The 16,273-nt window shown below is 60.8% G+C and carries 13 protein-coding genes; 3 read left to right on the top strand and 10 right to left on the bottom strand.

Annotation, left to right across the window (positions count from 1 at the left end):
* Window positions 1–6: 6 nt before the first annotated feature.
* From guaA to M0746_RS02515, 4 genes are all read right to left on the bottom strand, one after another.
* Window positions 7–1,584 (bottom strand): glutamine-hydrolyzing GMP synthase, encoded by a 1,578-nt coding sequence (gene guaA, locus M0746_RS02530; protein WP_042608327.1) that lies wholly within the window; start codon window positions 1,582–1,584, stop codon window positions 7–9.
* A 125-nt stretch (window positions 1,585–1,709) separates the two neighbouring features.
* Window positions 1,710–3,179 (bottom strand): IMP dehydrogenase, encoded by a 1,470-nt coding sequence (guaB, locus tag M0746_RS02525; RefSeq protein ID WP_016773343.1) that lies wholly within the window; start codon window positions 3,177–3,179, stop codon window positions 1,710–1,712.
* Window positions 3,180–3,284: 105 nt separating this feature from the next.
* Window positions 3,285–3,833 carry a sugar ABC transporter ATPase gene (locus M0746_RS02520; protein ID WP_208939875.1) on the bottom strand — a complete coding sequence of 183 codons (549 nt, stop codon included), beginning with the start codon at window positions 3,831–3,833 and terminating at the stop codon, window positions 3,285–3,287.
* A gap of 94 nt (window positions 3,834–3,927) precedes the next feature.
* A complete protein-coding gene (locus M0746_RS02515; protein WP_258448104.1) occupies window positions 3,928–4,695 on the bottom strand; it encodes a sulfite exporter TauE/SafE family protein in 768 nt (255 codons plus the stop codon).
* Window positions 4,696–4,919: 224 nt separating this feature from the next.
* Between M0746_RS02515 and xseA the strand changes: the two genes are divergently transcribed.
* From xseA to leuA, 3 genes are all read left to right on the top strand, one after another.
* On the top strand, window positions 4,920–6,299 hold the full coding sequence (xseA, locus tag M0746_RS02510) for an exodeoxyribonuclease VII large subunit (protein WP_258448103.1): 1,380 nt from the start codon (window positions 4,920–4,922) through the stop codon (window positions 6,297–6,299).
* Window positions 6,300–6,302: 3 nt separating this feature from the next.
* A complete protein-coding gene (locus M0746_RS02505) occupies window positions 6,303–7,124 on the top strand; it encodes a M23 family metallopeptidase (RefSeq protein WP_203419383.1) in 822 nt (273 codons plus the stop codon).
* Between the two features lie 463 nt (window positions 7,125–7,587).
* The gene (gene leuA / locus M0746_RS02500; RefSeq protein ID WP_090286008.1) at window positions 7,588–9,267 is read left to right on the top strand and encodes a 2-isopropylmalate synthase; all 1,680 of its coding nucleotides are present in this window, start codon (window positions 7,588–7,590) and stop codon (window positions 9,265–9,267) included.
* Window positions 9,268–9,467: 200 nt separating this feature from the next.
* Here leuA and M0746_RS02495 read toward each other — a convergent pair whose 3' ends face one another.
* From M0746_RS02495 to hisS, 6 genes are all read right to left on the bottom strand, one after another.
* Complete coding sequence (locus M0746_RS02495) at window positions 9,468–10,259, bottom strand: amidohydrolase (protein ID WP_258448102.1); 792 nt, start codon at window positions 10,257–10,259, stop codon at window positions 9,468–9,470.
* Complete coding sequence (locus M0746_RS02490; protein WP_258448101.1) at window positions 10,247–11,395, bottom strand: pyridoxal phosphate-dependent aminotransferase; 1,149 nt, start codon at window positions 11,393–11,395, stop codon at window positions 10,247–10,249. The genes M0746_RS02495 and M0746_RS02490 overlap by 13 nt, the downstream gene beginning before the upstream one ends.
* Window positions 11,396–11,548: 153 nt before the next feature.
* Window positions 11,549–13,021: a ribosome biogenesis GTPase Der gene (gene der / locus M0746_RS02485; protein ID WP_090286015.1), complete on the bottom strand. Its 1,473-nt coding sequence runs from the start codon at window positions 13,019–13,021 to the stop codon at window positions 11,549–11,551.
* 135 nt (window positions 13,022–13,156) lie between these two features.
* Window positions 13,157–14,308: an outer membrane protein assembly factor BamB gene (gene bamB / locus M0746_RS02480; RefSeq protein WP_208939869.1), complete on the bottom strand. Its 1,152-nt coding sequence runs from the start codon at window positions 14,306–14,308 to the stop codon at window positions 13,157–13,159.
* Window positions 14,301–14,942, bottom strand: a complete 642-nt coding sequence (locus M0746_RS02475; RefSeq protein WP_090286019.1) for a tetratricopeptide repeat protein — start codon at window positions 14,940–14,942, stop codon at window positions 14,301–14,303. The genes bamB and M0746_RS02475 overlap by 8 nt, the downstream gene beginning before the upstream one ends.
* A 41-nt stretch (window positions 14,943–14,983) precedes the next feature.
* Window positions 14,984–16,273, bottom strand: coding sequence for a histidine--tRNA ligase (hisS, locus tag M0746_RS02470; RefSeq protein ID WP_007964435.1), 1,290 nt, complete (start codon window positions 16,271–16,273; stop codon window positions 14,984–14,986).

Here is a 16,273-nt window from a genome sequence, read left to right as displayed (position 1 = left end):
GCAGGATCACTCCCACTCAATCGTCGCCGGCGGCTTGCTCGACACGTCGTAAGTGACGCGCGAGATACCTTCGATTTCATTGATGATGCGGCCGGAGACGGTTTCCAGCAGTTCGTAAGGCAGGTGTGCCCAACGCGCGGTCATGAAGTCGATGGTTTCTACAGCACGCAGGGCCACGACCCAGGCGTAACGACGGCCATCGCCAACTACGCCCACCGATTTCACCGGCTGGAACACTACGAACGCCTGGCTGACCTTGTGGTACCAGTCGGCCTTGCGCAGTTCTTCGATGAAGATGTGGTCAGCGCGACGCAGCAGGTCGGCGTATTCCTTCTTCACTTCACCGAGGATGCGCACACCCAGGCCCGGGCCCGGGAACGGGTGGCGGTAGACCATGTCGTACGGCAGGCCGAGTTCCAGGCCCAGACGACGGACTTCGTCCTTGAACAGTTCGCGCAGGGGCTCGACCAGTTTCAGGTTCATCTCTTCCGGCAGGCCGCCCACGTTGTGGTGCGACTTGATGACGTGGGCCTTGCCGCTTTTCGCGCCAGCCGACTCGATCACGTCCGGGTAAATGGTGCCCTGAGCGAGGTACTTGATGTTTTCCAGCTTGTTGGACTGGGCATCGAACACATCGATGAAGGTGCGGCCGATGATCTTGCGCTTCTTCTCCGGGTCGGCTTCGCCGGCGAGGTTGTTGAGGAACTGCTCTTCGGCGTTGGCGCGGATTACCTTGACGCCCATGTTCTCGGCGAACATGGCCATTACTTGCTCGCCTTCGTGCAGACGCAGCAGACCGTTGTCGACGAACACGCAGGTCAGTTGATCACCGATGGCTTTGTGCAGCAGGGCGGCAACGACCGAGGAGTCGACGCCGCCGGACAGGCCCAGCAAAACGTTGTCGGTGCCGACCTGGGCGCGGATGTTGGCGATCGCGTCTTCAGCGATTTTCGATGGCGTCCACAGGGCTTCGCAGCCGCAGATGTCGAGCACGAAACGCGAGAGGATGCGGCCGCCCTGCTTGGTGTGGGTTACTTCCGGGTGGAATTGCACGCCGTAGTAAGCGCGATCGTCGTTGAACATGCCGGCGATCGGGCAGCTCGGGGTGCTGGCGAGGATGTGGAAGTCTTCCGGCATCTTCGTGACTTTGTCACCGTGGCTCATCCACACGTCGAGGCCGAACAGGCCATCGGCGTCGATGTGGTCTTCGATGCCGTCGAGCAGGCGGCTCTTGCCGACCACGTCAACGCGGGCGTAGCCGAACTCACGCAGCTCGGAACCTTCAACCTTGCCGCCCAGTTGCTCGGCCATGGTCTGCATGCCGTAGCAGATACCGAACACCGGCACGCCCAGATCGAACACGGCCTGCGGGCAGCGCGGGCTGTTGGCTTCGTGCACGGACTCGGGGCCGCCGGCGAGGATGACGCCTTTAGGGGCGAATTCGCGGATCGCATCTTCGTCCATGTCGAACGGGTGCAGTTCGCAGTACACGCCGATCTCGCGCACGCGGCGGGCAATCAGCTGGGTGTATTGCGAACCGAAGTCGAGGATCAGGATGCGGTGAGCGTGAATGTCGAGGGCCATGAAAGAAACTCTGAAAAGCAGTTGCAAGCTTCAAGCTGCAAGCTGCAAGTAATCGGAAGCCGAGCGGCCCTGCACTGATGCAGCACCGCTTGCAGCTTGTAACTTGTGGCTTAGAGCTGTCGGCGTCAGCCGACCCGATAGTTTGGCGCTTCCTTGGTGATCTGCACGTCGTGAACGTGGGATTCGGCCATGCCGGCACCGGTGATCCGCACGAACTCAGGCTTGGTGCGCATTTCTTCGATGTTGGCGCTGCCGGTGTAACCCATCGAAGAACGCAGACCGCCCATCAACTGGTGAATGATCGCGCTCAGGGTGCCTTTGTACGGCACGCGGCCTTCGATGCCTTCCGGTACCAGCTTCTCGGCGCCGGCCGAGGAATCCTGGAAGTAACGGTCGGAAGAACCCTGAGCCTGGGACATGGCGCCCAGCGAACCCATGCCGCGATAAGCCTTGTACGAACGGCCCTGGAACAGTTCGATCTCGCCCGGGGCTTCTTCAGTACCGGCGAACATCGAACCCATCATCACGCAGGACGCACCGGCGACGATGGCCTTGGACAGGTCACCGGAAAAACGGATACCGCCGTCGGCGATCAACGGCACGCCGGTGCCTTCAAGGGCGGCGGCGACGTTGGCGATCGCGCTGATTTGCGGCACGCCGACACCGGCGACGATACGGGTGGTGCAGATCGAGCCAGGGCCGATACCGACCTTGACTGCGTCGGCGCCCGCTTCGGCCAGCGCCTTGGCAGCGGCGCCAGTGGCGATGTTGCCGCCGATCACCTGCACTTCCGGGAAATTCTCTTTGACCCAGCGCACGCGGTCGATCACGCCTTTGGAGTGACCGTGCGCGGTGTCGACCACCACCACGTCCACGCCGGCGTTGACCAATGCGGTCACGCGATCACCGGTGTCTTTACCGGTGCCGACCGCAGCGCCAACGCGCAGACGACCTTGGTCATCCTTGCTGGCCAGCGGGTAGGCTTTGGCTTTTTCGATGTCGTTGACGGTCATCATGCCTTTGAGGGCGAATTTGTCGTCGACGATCAGCACGCGCTCGATGCGGTGCTTGTGCAGCAGCTCACGGACGTCGTTCTTGTCGGCGCCTTCCTTGACCGTGACCAGACGCTCTTTAGGCGTCATCACTTCGCGGACAGTGGCTTCCAGACGGTTTTCGAAACGTACGTCACGGGAAGTGACGATGCCGACCAGGTCGCCATCGTGCAGTACCGGAACGCCGGAAATGTTGTGCAGACGGGTCAGTTCGAACAGATCACGCACCGTGGCATCGGCCTCGATGGTGATGGGATCCTTGACCACACCGGCTTCGAACTTCTTGACCTTGCGCACTTCGGCAGCTTGCTGCTCGATGGTCATGTTCTTGTGGATAATGCCGATGCCACCTTCCTGAGCCATGGCGATTGCCAGACGGGCTTCAGTAACGGTGTCCATGGCGGCAGAAACCAGAGGAATATTCAGTTCGATGCCACGGGTAAGACGGGTCTTGAGACTGACTTCGTTGGGAAGTACCTCGGAATAACCGGGCACTAGGAGAATGTCGTCGAATGTCAGAGCTTCTTGGCTGATACGCAGCATCGCGGGGGCTCCCGAGCGGGAAAATGGAAGCGCGCCATTATAGTCAGACACCCCCTGCTGTTCAATGTAAAACTCAGCCTAATTGATAGAAGGAAAACACCGGCCCTACAGCTCTACCTTGACCCAAGAGACAGGTTGATCGAGCCAGTCGGCGAACTCGTCGATGAAGCTCTGCTTGAACCCGGCCTCCAGCCAGTTATTGAAGATGAAGCCAAGGTTGGAAAACGCGCATTCCTGCAAAAACAGGAACCCGTTGATGTCGTCTTCATGCCCGCATTCGGGGCAGGTGAAATTGTCAGTGCGGCCGGGAAACCAGTCTTCGAGACTTTCGAACAGCGCTTCGCCGACTTCACGGCGGCATTCGGCACAGCCGGCTTCTTCGAGGAAGCCTTTGGCCGGGGTATAGATGCAACGCTTGGTGACGATTTCCAGACCATTGATTGGCTCACCGAACGGCAGCGCCTCGGGGTGCAGCACCACCGCGCGGGCACCGTCGGCGATGGCGTGCGCCATGCGGTTGCCGGTGCGCCCGCAGGTGGTCAGTTGTTCTTCGACGATGTTCTTGCGCACCAGCCAACGCACGATCGCCCGCGCCCGGGGTTCGTGCACCGGCAGGGTGGAGATTTTCGGGACGATGATGCTTTGCGTGTTCATGGTCGAGCCTGCTGAAAATACCGGGACACCCCTGTAGGAGGCAAAGGCCTACAAAGGAAATGCGGCCGGCAGCTTAATCCCTGACAAAATCCGGTCAAGTGCTGAAATAGCGCACGATCAACGCGATGCCGCTGGCCAGCACCAGCCACGTCACCAGCCGCACAAACGCCTCGCGCGACAACTTCATGCTCAGCCGCCGGCCGATCCACAAGCCCAGCGCCATCGCCGGCAACAGGCACAGCGCCAATATCAACAAGGGTAGCTCGGCATACACCCCGGCGATGACGAAAAGACTCAGACGCACCACGGTGCTGCAACTGATCAGCGCACTCTGCGTGGCCCGCGCGGCTTCCTTGGATAAGCGGCTGTTGAGATAGATCGCGTAGAGAAACCCGCCACTGCCAAACAACGCACCGAACAATCCACCCACCGTGCCCATCGGCACGGCCCATGCCGCCGACAACTGCGCCGGCCGCGCTTTTACCCACAGGCTATAGACCGCATAGGCGCTGATAAACAGGCCCATCAATAACAGCAGCACATCGGACTTGAGGTTGAGCAGAAAGATCACCCCCAGCGTGCAGCCGATCGCCATGCACGGCAGCAACCGCAACAACTCGGGCCTGGCCACGTCGCGCCGCGACGGCAGCAGATTGCCGAACGCCGCGACGAAATCCAGCAGCACCAGCAGCGGCACGATTTTCGACAGCGGCATGAACACGATCAGAATCGGCCCCGCGACCAGCGCCGTACCGAACCCGGCGATGCCGAAGACGATGTAGGCCAAAGCAATGGCAAGCCCGATCGCCACCCAACCACCCGCGCCCCACGACCACGCCCCCAACAGCTCCATAATGTCCATCGGCCCGCATCCTTTATAAGACTGCGGTGACTGTAGCCAGTACCGAGGAGCACCACCAGATATCAAATGAACCCCATGTGGGAGCGAGCCTGCTCGCGAAAGCGATATTTCATCCACAGCAGTTGTTGGCTGACCCAACGCCTTCGCGAGCAGGCTCGCTCCCACATGGGGATTTATTGTCGTGTCGTGGTGATTGGCGGGCAAATGCCTTTAAACTGCGCCCTATGATTAAAGATCCCTTTGCAAGACTTGGCCTGGACCGTGAAGTCCTGACCGTCAGCCAGCTCAACGGCCGCGCGCGGGTGTTGCTCGAAGACGTGTTCAGCAACATCTGGGTCGAAGGCGAAATCTCCAACCTCGCCCGTCCGGCGTCCGGCCACGTCTATTTCACCCTCAAGGACAGCGGCGCCCAGGTGCGTTGCGCGTTGTTCCGGCAGAACGCCGCCCGCGTGCGTCAGGCGCTGAAGGATGGCCTGGCGGTGAAAGTGCGCGGCAAGGTCTCGCTGTTCGAAGGCCGTGGCGACTATCAGTTGATCCTCGACACCGTGGAGCCGGCCGGTGACGGCGCGCTGCGTCTGGCCTTCGATGCGCTGAAGGAAAAACTCAGCGCCGAAGGTCTGTTCAGTGCCGAACGCAAAGTGCCGTTGCCGGCGCATCCGCAGCGCATCGGCATCATCAGTTCGCCGACCGGCGCGGTGATCCGCGACATCATCAGTGTGTTCCGCCGCCGCGCGCCGCAAATCCAGTTGACCTTGATTCCCACCGCCGTGCAGGGCCGCGAAGCCACCGGGCAAATCGTCCGCGCATTGAAAATGGCCGACGCCCGCGGTTTCGATGCGCTGATCCTCGCCCGTGGCGGCGGTTCGCTGGAAGACCTCTGGTGCTTCAACGAAGAAGCTGTGGCGCGTGCCGTCGATGCCTGCGTGACGCCGATCGTCAGCGCAGTCGGCCATGAAACCGACGTATCGATCAGCGACTTTGTCGCCGACGTGCGCGCGCCGACGCCATCCGCCGCGGCCGAACTGCTTGCGCCGGATTCGAGCCATCTGATCCGTCAGGTCGAAAGCCTGCATCGCCGTCTGGTGATGCGCATGCGCGATCGCTTGATGCGTGACCGTCTGCGCCTGGAAGGTACGGCCCGGCGCTTGCGGCATCCCGGCGAGCGTTTGCGCCAGCAGGCGCAGCGTCTGGATGATCTGGACATGCGCATGCGCCGGGCATTCGAGCGCCATCTCAATACTCGCCGTGAACGCCTGATCCGTCTGGAAACCCGCCTCGCCGGACAACATCCGGGGCGCCAGTTGGCGATGCTGCGCCAACGCCTCGACAGCCTCGCCGAGCGCCTGCCCCGGGCCATGCGTGAAGGCCTGAAAAACCGTCGTCTGCAACTGCACAGCCAGATGCAGACGCTGCATGTGGTCAGCCCGCTAGCAACCCTCGGTCGTGGCTACAGCATTCTGCTCGACGAGCGCGGCCACGCGATCCGCGATGCCGCACAGACCCACACAGGCCAGCGCCTCAAAGCCAAACTGGGCGAAGGCGAACTGCAAGTGCGTGTCGAGGACAACCACCTGACGCCCGTCACCCTCTCTCTACTGGACTGATCCATGCCGCGCTTTCTCGCTCCGCTGCTGTTGCTGTGCCTGACCTTTAATGCCCACGCCGACAGTTACATCACTCGCCTGTTGAACAAACCGGTGCCGGGCGGCGTCGCGGTGGTGGATCTGGGCGCGGCAGCACAAGCGCCGAAAGCCACGTATCAGGGCAAACCGGTGCTGGTGGTGAAAGAACAGAACAACTGGCTGGCGATCGTCGGCGTACCGCTGACGGTCAAACCCGGTGCGCAGCAGATCAGCAGCGGCGGTCGGACTCTGCCCTTCACCGTGGGCAGCAAGAAATACCCGGAGCAGCGCATCACCCTGAAGAACAAGCAGCAGGTCAACCCGGACCAGTCGAACCTTAAACGCATCGAGGGTGAGCTGGCTGAGCAGATCAAGGCCTATCGCAGTTTCAGCCCGAACACGCCGAGCAACCTGCTGCTGGACAAACCGGTGAACGGGCCGCTGTCGAGCAAGTTCGGCGTGCGCCGCTTTTTCAACGGTGAAGAGCGCAACCCTCACGCCGGTCTCGACTTCGCCGTGCCGGCCGGTACGCCGATCAAGACCCCGGCGGCGGGCAAGGTGATTCTTATCGGTAACTACTTCTTCAATGGCAACACGGTGTTTGTCGACCATGGGCAAGGCTTTATCAGCATGTTCTGCCACATGTCTAAAATCGATGTGAAGAACGGCCAGCAACTGGCCCGTGGCGCGGTGGTCGGTAAGGTCGGCGCTACTGGCCGGGCGACCGGGCCGCACATGCACTGGAATGTCAGCCTGAATGATGCGCGGGTGGATCCGGCGATTTTCATTGGTGCTTTCCAACCTTGAATATGTGTTGAGGCGACCGGCCTCTTCGCGAGCAGGCTCGCTCCCACACTGGATCTTATTCACAACAAAGATCCCCTGTGGGAGCGAGCCTGCTCGCGAAGGCGGCCTATAAAACACCACCATACTCAATGAATTTTCAAAAATTCAATTGCGCCTCAATCTAGCCTCACGCAAACATCGAAAACTTCCTAGGCCTTAAGCGCAATAAATTCCTGCAAAACACGGCTTTCCGAGAATTCCTCTCAATTTTTTTCGACTGCTTGCCATCCTCCCCCCTCGCGGTTAGGGTTGAGGGCATGAAAACCTCTCACACCCTCATTCAGCTTCGCCAGCACCGCAGCCTGTGCCTCGTCAGCGCACGACTGCCAGGCTGAATCGCTGCGCCTCGTCCTACGCTTTTCCAAGAACATTCGTTCAACCGGCAGGCCGCCTCTTTTCGGCCCAGACAACAAGGAATTTCCCGATGAGCATGCTCAAAGACCCGTCTTCGAAATACCGCGCGTTTCCCGTCATCAACCTGCCGGATCGCACCTGGCCGTCGAAGACCATCGACACCGCGCCGATCTGGTGCAGCTCCGACCTGCGTGACGGCAACCAGTCGCTGATCGAACCGATGGACGCGGCGAAGAAGCTGCGCTTCTGGAAAACCCTGGTTCAAGTGGGCGTGAAGGAAATCGAAGCGTCGTTTCCGGCGGCTTCGCAAACCGACTTCGACTTCGTGCGCACCCTGATCGAAGAAGGCCACATCCCGGACGACACCACCATTCAGGTGCTGACTCAGGGCCGTGAAGACCTGATCGAGCGCACCTTCGAATCCCTGCGCGGGGCGAAGAAAGCCATCGTTCACCTGTACAACGCCACCTCGCCGTCCTTCCGCCGTATCGTGTTCAATCAGGACAAGGACGGCATCAAGGCCATCGCGGTCAACGCGGCCAAGCTGTTCGTCAAATACGCAGCGATGCAGCCGGACACCGAGTGGACCTTCGAATACTCCCCGGAAACCTTCAGCGCCACCGAGCTGGAGTTCGCCAAGGAAGTCTGTGACGCGGTGATCGAGGTGTGGAACCCGACGCCTGAGCACAAAATGATCCTCAACCTGCCAGCCACCGTTGAATGCGCGACGCCAAACGTCTACGCCGACCAGATCGAATGGTTCGGCCGCAACATCAACCGTCGTGACAGCGTGATCATCAGCCTGCATACCCACAACGACCGTGGCACGGGCGTCGCGGCCACCGAGCTGGGCCTGATGGCCGGCGCCGATCGTGTCGAAGGCTGCCTGTTCGGCAATGGCGAGCGCACCGGTAACGTCGACCTGGTCACCGTCGCGCTGAACATGTACACCCAGGGCCTCGATCCGCAGCTGGATTTCTCCGACATCGATGGCGTGCGCAAAGTGGTTGAGGAGTGCAACCAGATTCAGGTTCACCCACGTCACCCGTACGTTGGCGACCTGGTCCACACGGCGTTCTCCGGCTCGCACCAGGATGCGATACGCAAAGGCTTCTCCCAGCAGAAACCGGACGCTCTTTGGGAAGTCCCGTACTTGCCGATCGATCCGGCCGACATTGGTCGCAGCTACGAGGCGGTGATTCGCGTCAACAGCCAGTCGGGCAAGGGCGGTATCGCCTACCTGCTGGAGCAGGAATACGGCATCAGCCTGCCGCGTCGCATGCAGATCGAGTTCAGCCAGGTGGTGCAGCGTGAAACTGACCGTCTCGGCCTGGAAATGACCGCCAAGCAGATTCACTCGCTGTTGATCAGCGAATACCTGCAAGCCAACACCCCGTACGCGCTGGTCAGCCATCGCCTGCAGGAAGAAAACGGCAACAGCGCCGTCGAAGTGGAAGTGGCGAGCAAGGGTCAGGGCGAAACCAACCTGCACTGGCGCGGCAAGGGCAACGGTGCGCTGGAAGCACTGGTCGCCGGCCTGCCGGTTCCGGTGGAAATCATGGACTACAACGAACACGCGATTGGCGCCGGCACCAATGCCAAAGCGGCGGCCTACATCGAGCTGCGCGTGAACGGTGAGCGTGCGGTGCACGGCGTGGGTATCGATGAAAACATCACCACTGCCAGCTTCAAGGCACTGTTCAGCGCACTGAACCGCTCGCTGAGCCAGCCAGAGGCAAAAGCGGCGTAATCGACTGCTGAAATGCGAAAGGCCCCGGAGTGTGAGCTCCGGGGCCTTTTTGTTGAAGATAAAAAGATGCGATCGTTCCCATGCTCCGCGTGGGAATGCCTCAAGGGACGCTCTGCGTCCAGTGACGCGGAGCGTCACGGCTGCATTCCCCTGTGGGAGCGAGCCTGCTCGCGAAGCGGCCAGCGCAGGCAATGAATGGCTTAAGTGAACTCGAAGGTATCGGCATCCAGATTCGCCGGAAACCGCTCGCGATACGCCGCCAACGGCGCCGCCTCCAGCACCACCTTGAACACCCCGTCCGCCTCCCCCGCCGCCAGCAACGTCTCGCCCTGGAAATCCAGCACCTGACTGTCACCGGTGTAGGCGAAGCCTTTGCCATCGCTGCCGACCCGATTCACCGCCGCCACATAGCAAAGGTTTTCGATGGCCCGGGCCGGCAACAGACGATTCCAGTGCAGACGCCGCGCGCCAGGCCAATTGGCGGTGTACAGCAGCAGGTCGGTGTCCTGGGCATCGCGGCTCCACACCGGGAAACGCAGGTCGTAACAGATCAGCGGGCGAACGCGCCAACCTTTCAATTCGAACTGCACCTGACGCTCGCCGGGGGTGTAATGGTTGTGTTCGCCGGCCATGCGGAACAAGTGACGCTTGTCGTAATGCAGCACCTCGCCGTCCGGTCGCGCCCACAGCAGGCGGTTGCGGTGGCTGCCGTCGGCGGCCTGGATGATCACGCTGCCGGTGATCACTGCGTCGAGTTTCGCTGCCTGTACCCGTAGCCATTTGCTGGTCGGGCCGTTTTCGGCTTCGGCGAGGGTTTCCGATTCCATCGAGAATCCGGTGGTGAACATCTCCGGCAAGATAATCAGATCGGCGCCACGCGCCTGCTCCAGCAGTCCCTCGAAATGCTCGAGGTTGGCCTGGCGGTCATGCCAGGCCAGGCTGGTCTGGATCAGCGCCAGGGTCAGGTCCGGCAATGCACTCAGATCACGCATAGTTTTGCCGCCGCTTCACGCAGCGTCTCCTCGCGCTTGGCAAAGCACAGGCGCACCAGGCGCTGGCCCTGCGGTGGATTCTGATAGAACACCGACACCGGAATACTTGCCACGCCATGCTCGCGGGTCATCCACAGGGCCATCTCGACATCATTGAGGTCGGGGCGAATCTGCGAATAATCGACCAGTTGGAAATAGGTACCGGTGACCCGAGTGAAGCTGAAGCGCGACGGCGCCAGCAGATCGCAGAACAGGTCGCGCTTGGCCTGATAGAAACCCGGCAATTCTTCGACGTGTTCAGGGTGCTCGGCCATGTAATCGGCCAGTGCGTATTGCAGCGGCGTGACACCGCAGAAACTCACGTATTGATGCACCTTGCGCAGCTCGGCAGTGAGCGCTGGCGGTGCGACGACGTAGCCGGTTTTCCAGCCGGTGACGTGATAGGTCTTGCCGAACGAGCTGACCACGAATGCGCGCTGATACAGCTCCTCATGAGCCAGCACGCTGACATGCGGCACGCCGTCGAATACCAGGTGTTCGTAGACTTCGTCACTGATCACATAGATGTCGCGATCACGAATCAACGCGGCCAGTTGATCCAGTTCGGCACGACTGATCAGCGCGCCGCTCGGGTTGTGCGGGGTGTTGAGAATGATCATTCGTGTGCGCGGAGTCAGGGCTGCGCCGAGCTGATCGAAATCGATGGAAAAATCTTCCAGGCCCAACTGCACGTGGACGCAGCGGCCGCCGGCGAGTTCCACCGCCGGCTCATAGCTGTCGTAAGCCGGGTCGAAAACGATGACTTCGTCGCCGCTGTGGATAACCGCCTGAATGGCGCAGAAGATCGCTTGCGTCGCACCGGGCGTCACGGTCACTTCATGATCGGCATCGACCGTGGCGCCGTAACTGCGGGCGATCTTCGCGGCGATCTGCTGACGCAGCGCCGGCAGGCCGGTCATCGGCGAATACTGGTTATGGCCGCTGGCAATGTGCCGACCGACTGCGTCACGCAGCGACTGCGGGCCGTCGAAATCCGGAAACCCCTGAGACAGGTTGATCGCCCCGGTCTGCGCCGCGAGCTGAGACATCTGCGTAAAAATGGTGATGCCGACATTCGGCAGCTTGCTGGTGATCATCGGAAGCCCCTTGCAGGTGATGTGCAAGTTTCAAGCGTCAAGCTGCAAGCTGCAAGCAAAAACCCTCGCCCACAAAAAAAGGGCTCCTACAGAGCCCTTTTTGCGTTACCGCTTTCACTTGAAGCTTGCAGCTTGAAACTTGAAGCTGCTGTTTTATTTTTTGTCGCGGCGTTTCTTGCTGGCTTTCTTGTTGTGCGACATCAAGCGACGCTTCTTGTTGACCTGGCGGTCGGTCAGCGTGTTCTTGTTGCCTTCGTACGGGTTCTCGCCGCCCTTGAACTCGATGCGGATCGGCGTACCGACGAGCTTCAGCACACGACGGTAAGTGTTCTCCAGATAGCGCACATACGACTTCGGCACTTTCTCGATCTGGTTACCGTGGATCACGATGATCGGCGGGTTGGCACCACCCAAGTGCGCATAACGCAGTTTGATCCGGCGGTTGTTGACCATTGGTGGCGCGTGCTCGCCTACCGCGTCTTCCAGGATCTGGGTCAGACGGTTGGTCGGCCAGCGGGTGACCGCCGACTTGAACGAGTTCTGTACGGAAGCGTAGAGGTTGCCCACGCCCGTGCCGTGCAGTGCCGAGATGAAGTGGATGTCGGCGTAGTCAACGAAGAACAGACGACGTTGCAGCTCGACCTTGACGAAGTCGCGCTCGCTCGGCGTCATGCCGTCCCACTTGTTGATCGCGATGACCAGCGCACGACCCGACTCGATGGCGAAGCCCAGCAGGTTGAGATCGTGATCGACCACGCCTTCGCGGGCGTCCATCACGAAGATCACCACGTTGGCGTCTTTGATCGCCTGCAGGGTTTTGACCACGGAGAACTTTTCAACTTCTTCGTGGATCTTGCCGCGCTTGCGCACACCGGCGGTGTCGATCAGCGTGTACTTTTCTTCGTTGCGTTCGAACGGGATGTAGATACTGTCGCGGGTCGTGCCGGGCTGGTCATAAACGATCACCCGGTCTTCACCGAGCATGCGGTTGACCAGGGTCGATTTACCGACGTTCGGACGGCCGATGATGGCGATCTTGATCCCGTCTTTTTCGCTCGGGCCAGGAATGCGCTTGGCTTCCTCGCCTTCAGCAACGATCTCTTCCTCTTCGCCTTCAGCCGGCTCGTCATCATCACGCGGGAAGTCGCTCAGGGCGGCTTCGAGCAACTGCGTGATACCACGGCCATGGGCACCGGCGATCGGGATCGCGTGGCCCATGCCCAGCGGGGCAAATTCGGCGCGGGCCATCTCCGGGTCGATGTTGTCGACCTTGTTGGCAACCACGTGGGAACGCTTGTTACGTTTGCGCAGGTGTTCGGCGATCATCTGGTCGGCGGCGGTGAAACCGGCCTTGGCATCTACCAGGAACAGCACAACGTCTGCTTCTTCAATGGCCAGCAGCGACTGCTCGGCCATTTTTTCGTCCATACCATGTTCGTCACCGGAGATACCGCCGGTGTCGATCAGAATGTAGGAACGCCCTTGCCACTTGGCCTCACCGTACTGGCGATCACGGGTCAGACCGGACAGGTCGCCGACGATGGCGTCGCGAGTCCGAGTCAGGCGGTTGAACAAGGTGGACTTGCCGACGTTCGGTCGGCCCACCAGGGCGATTACGGGAACCATGCGGCTCTCCACTTCGTTATTTCAGAAAATACAAAAGCCGCTGCGAGGCAGCGGCTGGTGCTCGGGGCAACGCCTGATAGCGCTGCAAGCCCCATGAATCCGGGGCCGCCTGGGGGTTAACCCCAAGCATAGTTGTTACTTGATGGTCAGGGCTTCCAGTTTGCCGCTGTTGCCATACACATAAATCGTGTCACCCACCACCAGCGGACGGGCACGCAGGCCGTCGCTGTCGATGCGCTCACGGCCGACGAAACGACCGTCAACCTGACTCAGCAGGTGCAGATAACCTTCCAGGTCACCCACTGCAACATAGCTGGAGAACACTTCCGGAGCCGACAGCTGGCGGCGAGCCAGCGCATCGTTGCTCCACAATGCGGTGGTGGAACGCTCATCGACGCCTTCAACGGTGCCCGAGGACAGGCTCACGTAGACGCTGCCGAAACCCTGAGCGATACCGGCGTAGCTCGAGGCGTCGCGCTGCCAGAGTTGACGACCGCTTTCCACGTCCAGTGCCGCGACGCGACCCTGATAGCTGGCCACGTACAGCGTACCGCCGGACAGCAGCAGACCGCCGTCGATGTCGACCACGCGCTCCAGTTCCGAACGACCCTGTGGAATGGCGATGCGCTGTTCCCACACCGGCACGCCGTTGGAAATGTCCAGGGCGACCACTTTACCGGTCGACAGGCCAGCCAGCGCCAGGCGGTTGGTCACCAGCGGTGCACTGGTGCCCCGCAGGGTCAGTACCGCCGGAGTACTGTCATACACCCAGCGCTGATTACCGGTGGATGCATCCAGACCGATCAGACGATCGTCCTGGGTCTGCACCACCACTACGTCACCGTTGTTGGCCGGCGGCGCGAGGACTTCGCTGTTGACCCGTGCACGCCACTTCTCTTCACCGTTGCTGGTGTCCAGAGCGACGACTTCGCCACGCAGGGTGCCGATCAACACCAGACCGTAACCAACGCCAACGGCGCCGGAAACCGGCAGTTCAAGGTCCTGTTTCCATTTCACGTCGCCATTGCTGCGATCCATGGCCATGACCACACCAGTGACATCGGCGGCGTAGATGGTGTCACCATCGATCGCCGGCACCAGCATGTTGTAGGTTTCGCCCTGACCGTCACCGATCGAACGACTCCACTGCTTTTGCAGAACCACTTCTTCTTTGAAGTCGGTCAGTTCGGCCGGTGGCAATTCTTTCTTGCTGTTGCTGCTGCAACCCGCGGCCAGAAGGGCCAGAGCCAGCAATGCTGCATGCTTCCAACGGATCACGTCACGCATCCCCTTTGGCCAGGTCGTCGAGCTTGATTTGAAGGCCACCGACTGCCGCTTCATCCGACAGTGCCGCCTTGGCTTTTTGATACGCCTTGTTCGCGTCGTCAGTGCGGCCCAGCTTCACCAGCAGGTCGCCCTTGAGTTCTTCGCGAGTGGCCAGGAACGCTTTGTCGGCATCGCCGTCGAGCAGTTTCAGGGCATCTTCGGTCTTGTCCTGCGCACCCAATACCTGCGCCAGACGCTGACGGGCGATCTCGCCCAGCGCCGGGTTGGCCGGTTTGTCGACGATGGCTTTCAGCTCGGTGGCCGCGTCGTCCAGCTTGCCGCTGTCCACCGCGACCTTGGCGACGAACAGGCTGCCGTACTGCGCATAGGCAGAACCGCCGAATTCGCTGTTGAGCTTGCCGGCCAGATCCGCAACGCGCGCCGCGTCTGGCTTGCCGTCAGGCGTCAGGGTGGTTTCCAGCAGTTGCTGATAGAGCACCGAGGCACCTTGCGACTGGTTGCTCTGATACTTGTGATAAGCCTGCCAGCCGAACACGATGACCAGCGCCAACAGGCCGCCGGTGACCAGAGGTTTGCCGTTGCGTGTCCACCAGTCCTTCAAATCCGCCAACTGTTCGTCTTCGGTACTCGACACCCCAATACTCCTTAATCGCTAAATCGGCTGTTAAGACAGCTTCAACCCTGCACGACGCAGGTGGCCAGGTGAGCGGCGAGCGCATCCCAGGCAATGCTTTGTTGTTCGCCCTGGCCACGCAGGGGTTTGAAACCTACCACTTGCTGGGCCATCTCGTCGTCACCGAGGATCAGTGCGTACAGCGCACCGCTCTTGTCGGCTTTCTTGAACTGGCTCTTGAAGCTGCCGGCGCCGGCATTGACTTGCAGACGCAGGTTTGGAAGCTGATCGCGAACCCGCTCGGCCAGCGCCAGACCGGCCAGCTCAGCCTGCTCACCGAAGGCGCACAGGTAGACGTCGACCTGACGGGAGATTTCTTCCGGGATCTGCTCAAGGGTTTCGAGCATCAGCACCAGACGTTCAATGCCCATGGCGAAACCGACGCCGGTGGTCGGCTTGCCGCCCATCTGCTCGACCAGACCATCGTAACGGCCGCCCGCGCACACGGTGCCCTGGGCGCCGAGTTTGTCGGTGACCCATTCGAAAACGGTTTTGCTGTAGTAATCGAGGCCGCGCACCAGTTTCGGGTTGAGCACGTACGGAATGCCGACCGCGTCCAGGCGCGCCTTCAGACCTTCGAAGTGAGCACGGGACTCGTCATCGAGGTAGTCGGCCATTTTCGGCGCATCGACCAGTACCGCCTGAGTGTCGGCGTTCTTGGTGTCGAGCACGCGCAGCGGGTTGGTTTTCAGGCGGCGCTGGCTGTCTTCGTCGAGCTTGTCGTGGTGCGCCGAGAGATACTCGACCAGCGCTTCACGATAACGCCCGCGGGACTCGCTGGTGCCGAGGCTGTTGAGTTCGAGTTTGACCGCATCACGAATACCCAGCTCGCCCCACAGGCGCCAGGTCATGATGATCAATTCGGCGTCAATGTCCGGACCGTCGAGGTTGAACACCTCCAGACCGATCTGGTGGAACTGACGATAACGGCCTTTCTGCGGGCGCTCGTGGCGGAACATCGGGCCGATGTACCAGAGTTTCTGCACCTGACCGCCGCCGGTGATGCCGTGTTCGAGCACAGCGCGTACGCACGCGGCAGTACCTTCAGGACGCAGGGTCAGCGAATCGCCGTTGCGGTCCTCGAAGGTGTACATCTCTTTTTCGACGATATCGGTCACTTCACCGATCGAGCGCTTGAACAGCTCGGTGAACTCGACGATCGGCATGCGGATCTGCTTGTAACCGTAGTTGTCCAGCAGACGCGCAACAGTGCCCTCGAAATAACGCCACAGCGGGGTCTGTTCGGGCAGGATGTCGTTCATGCCACGAATGGCTTGCAGAGACTTGCTCAC

The organism is Pseudomonas sp. S11P7 (assembly GCF_023195435.1).
GTDB classification, from domain to species: domain Bacteria; phylum Pseudomonadota; class Gammaproteobacteria; order Pseudomonadales; family Pseudomonadaceae; genus Aquipseudomonas; species Aquipseudomonas fluorescens_G.
This window is presented reverse-complemented; position numbering and strand designations above follow the sequence as displayed.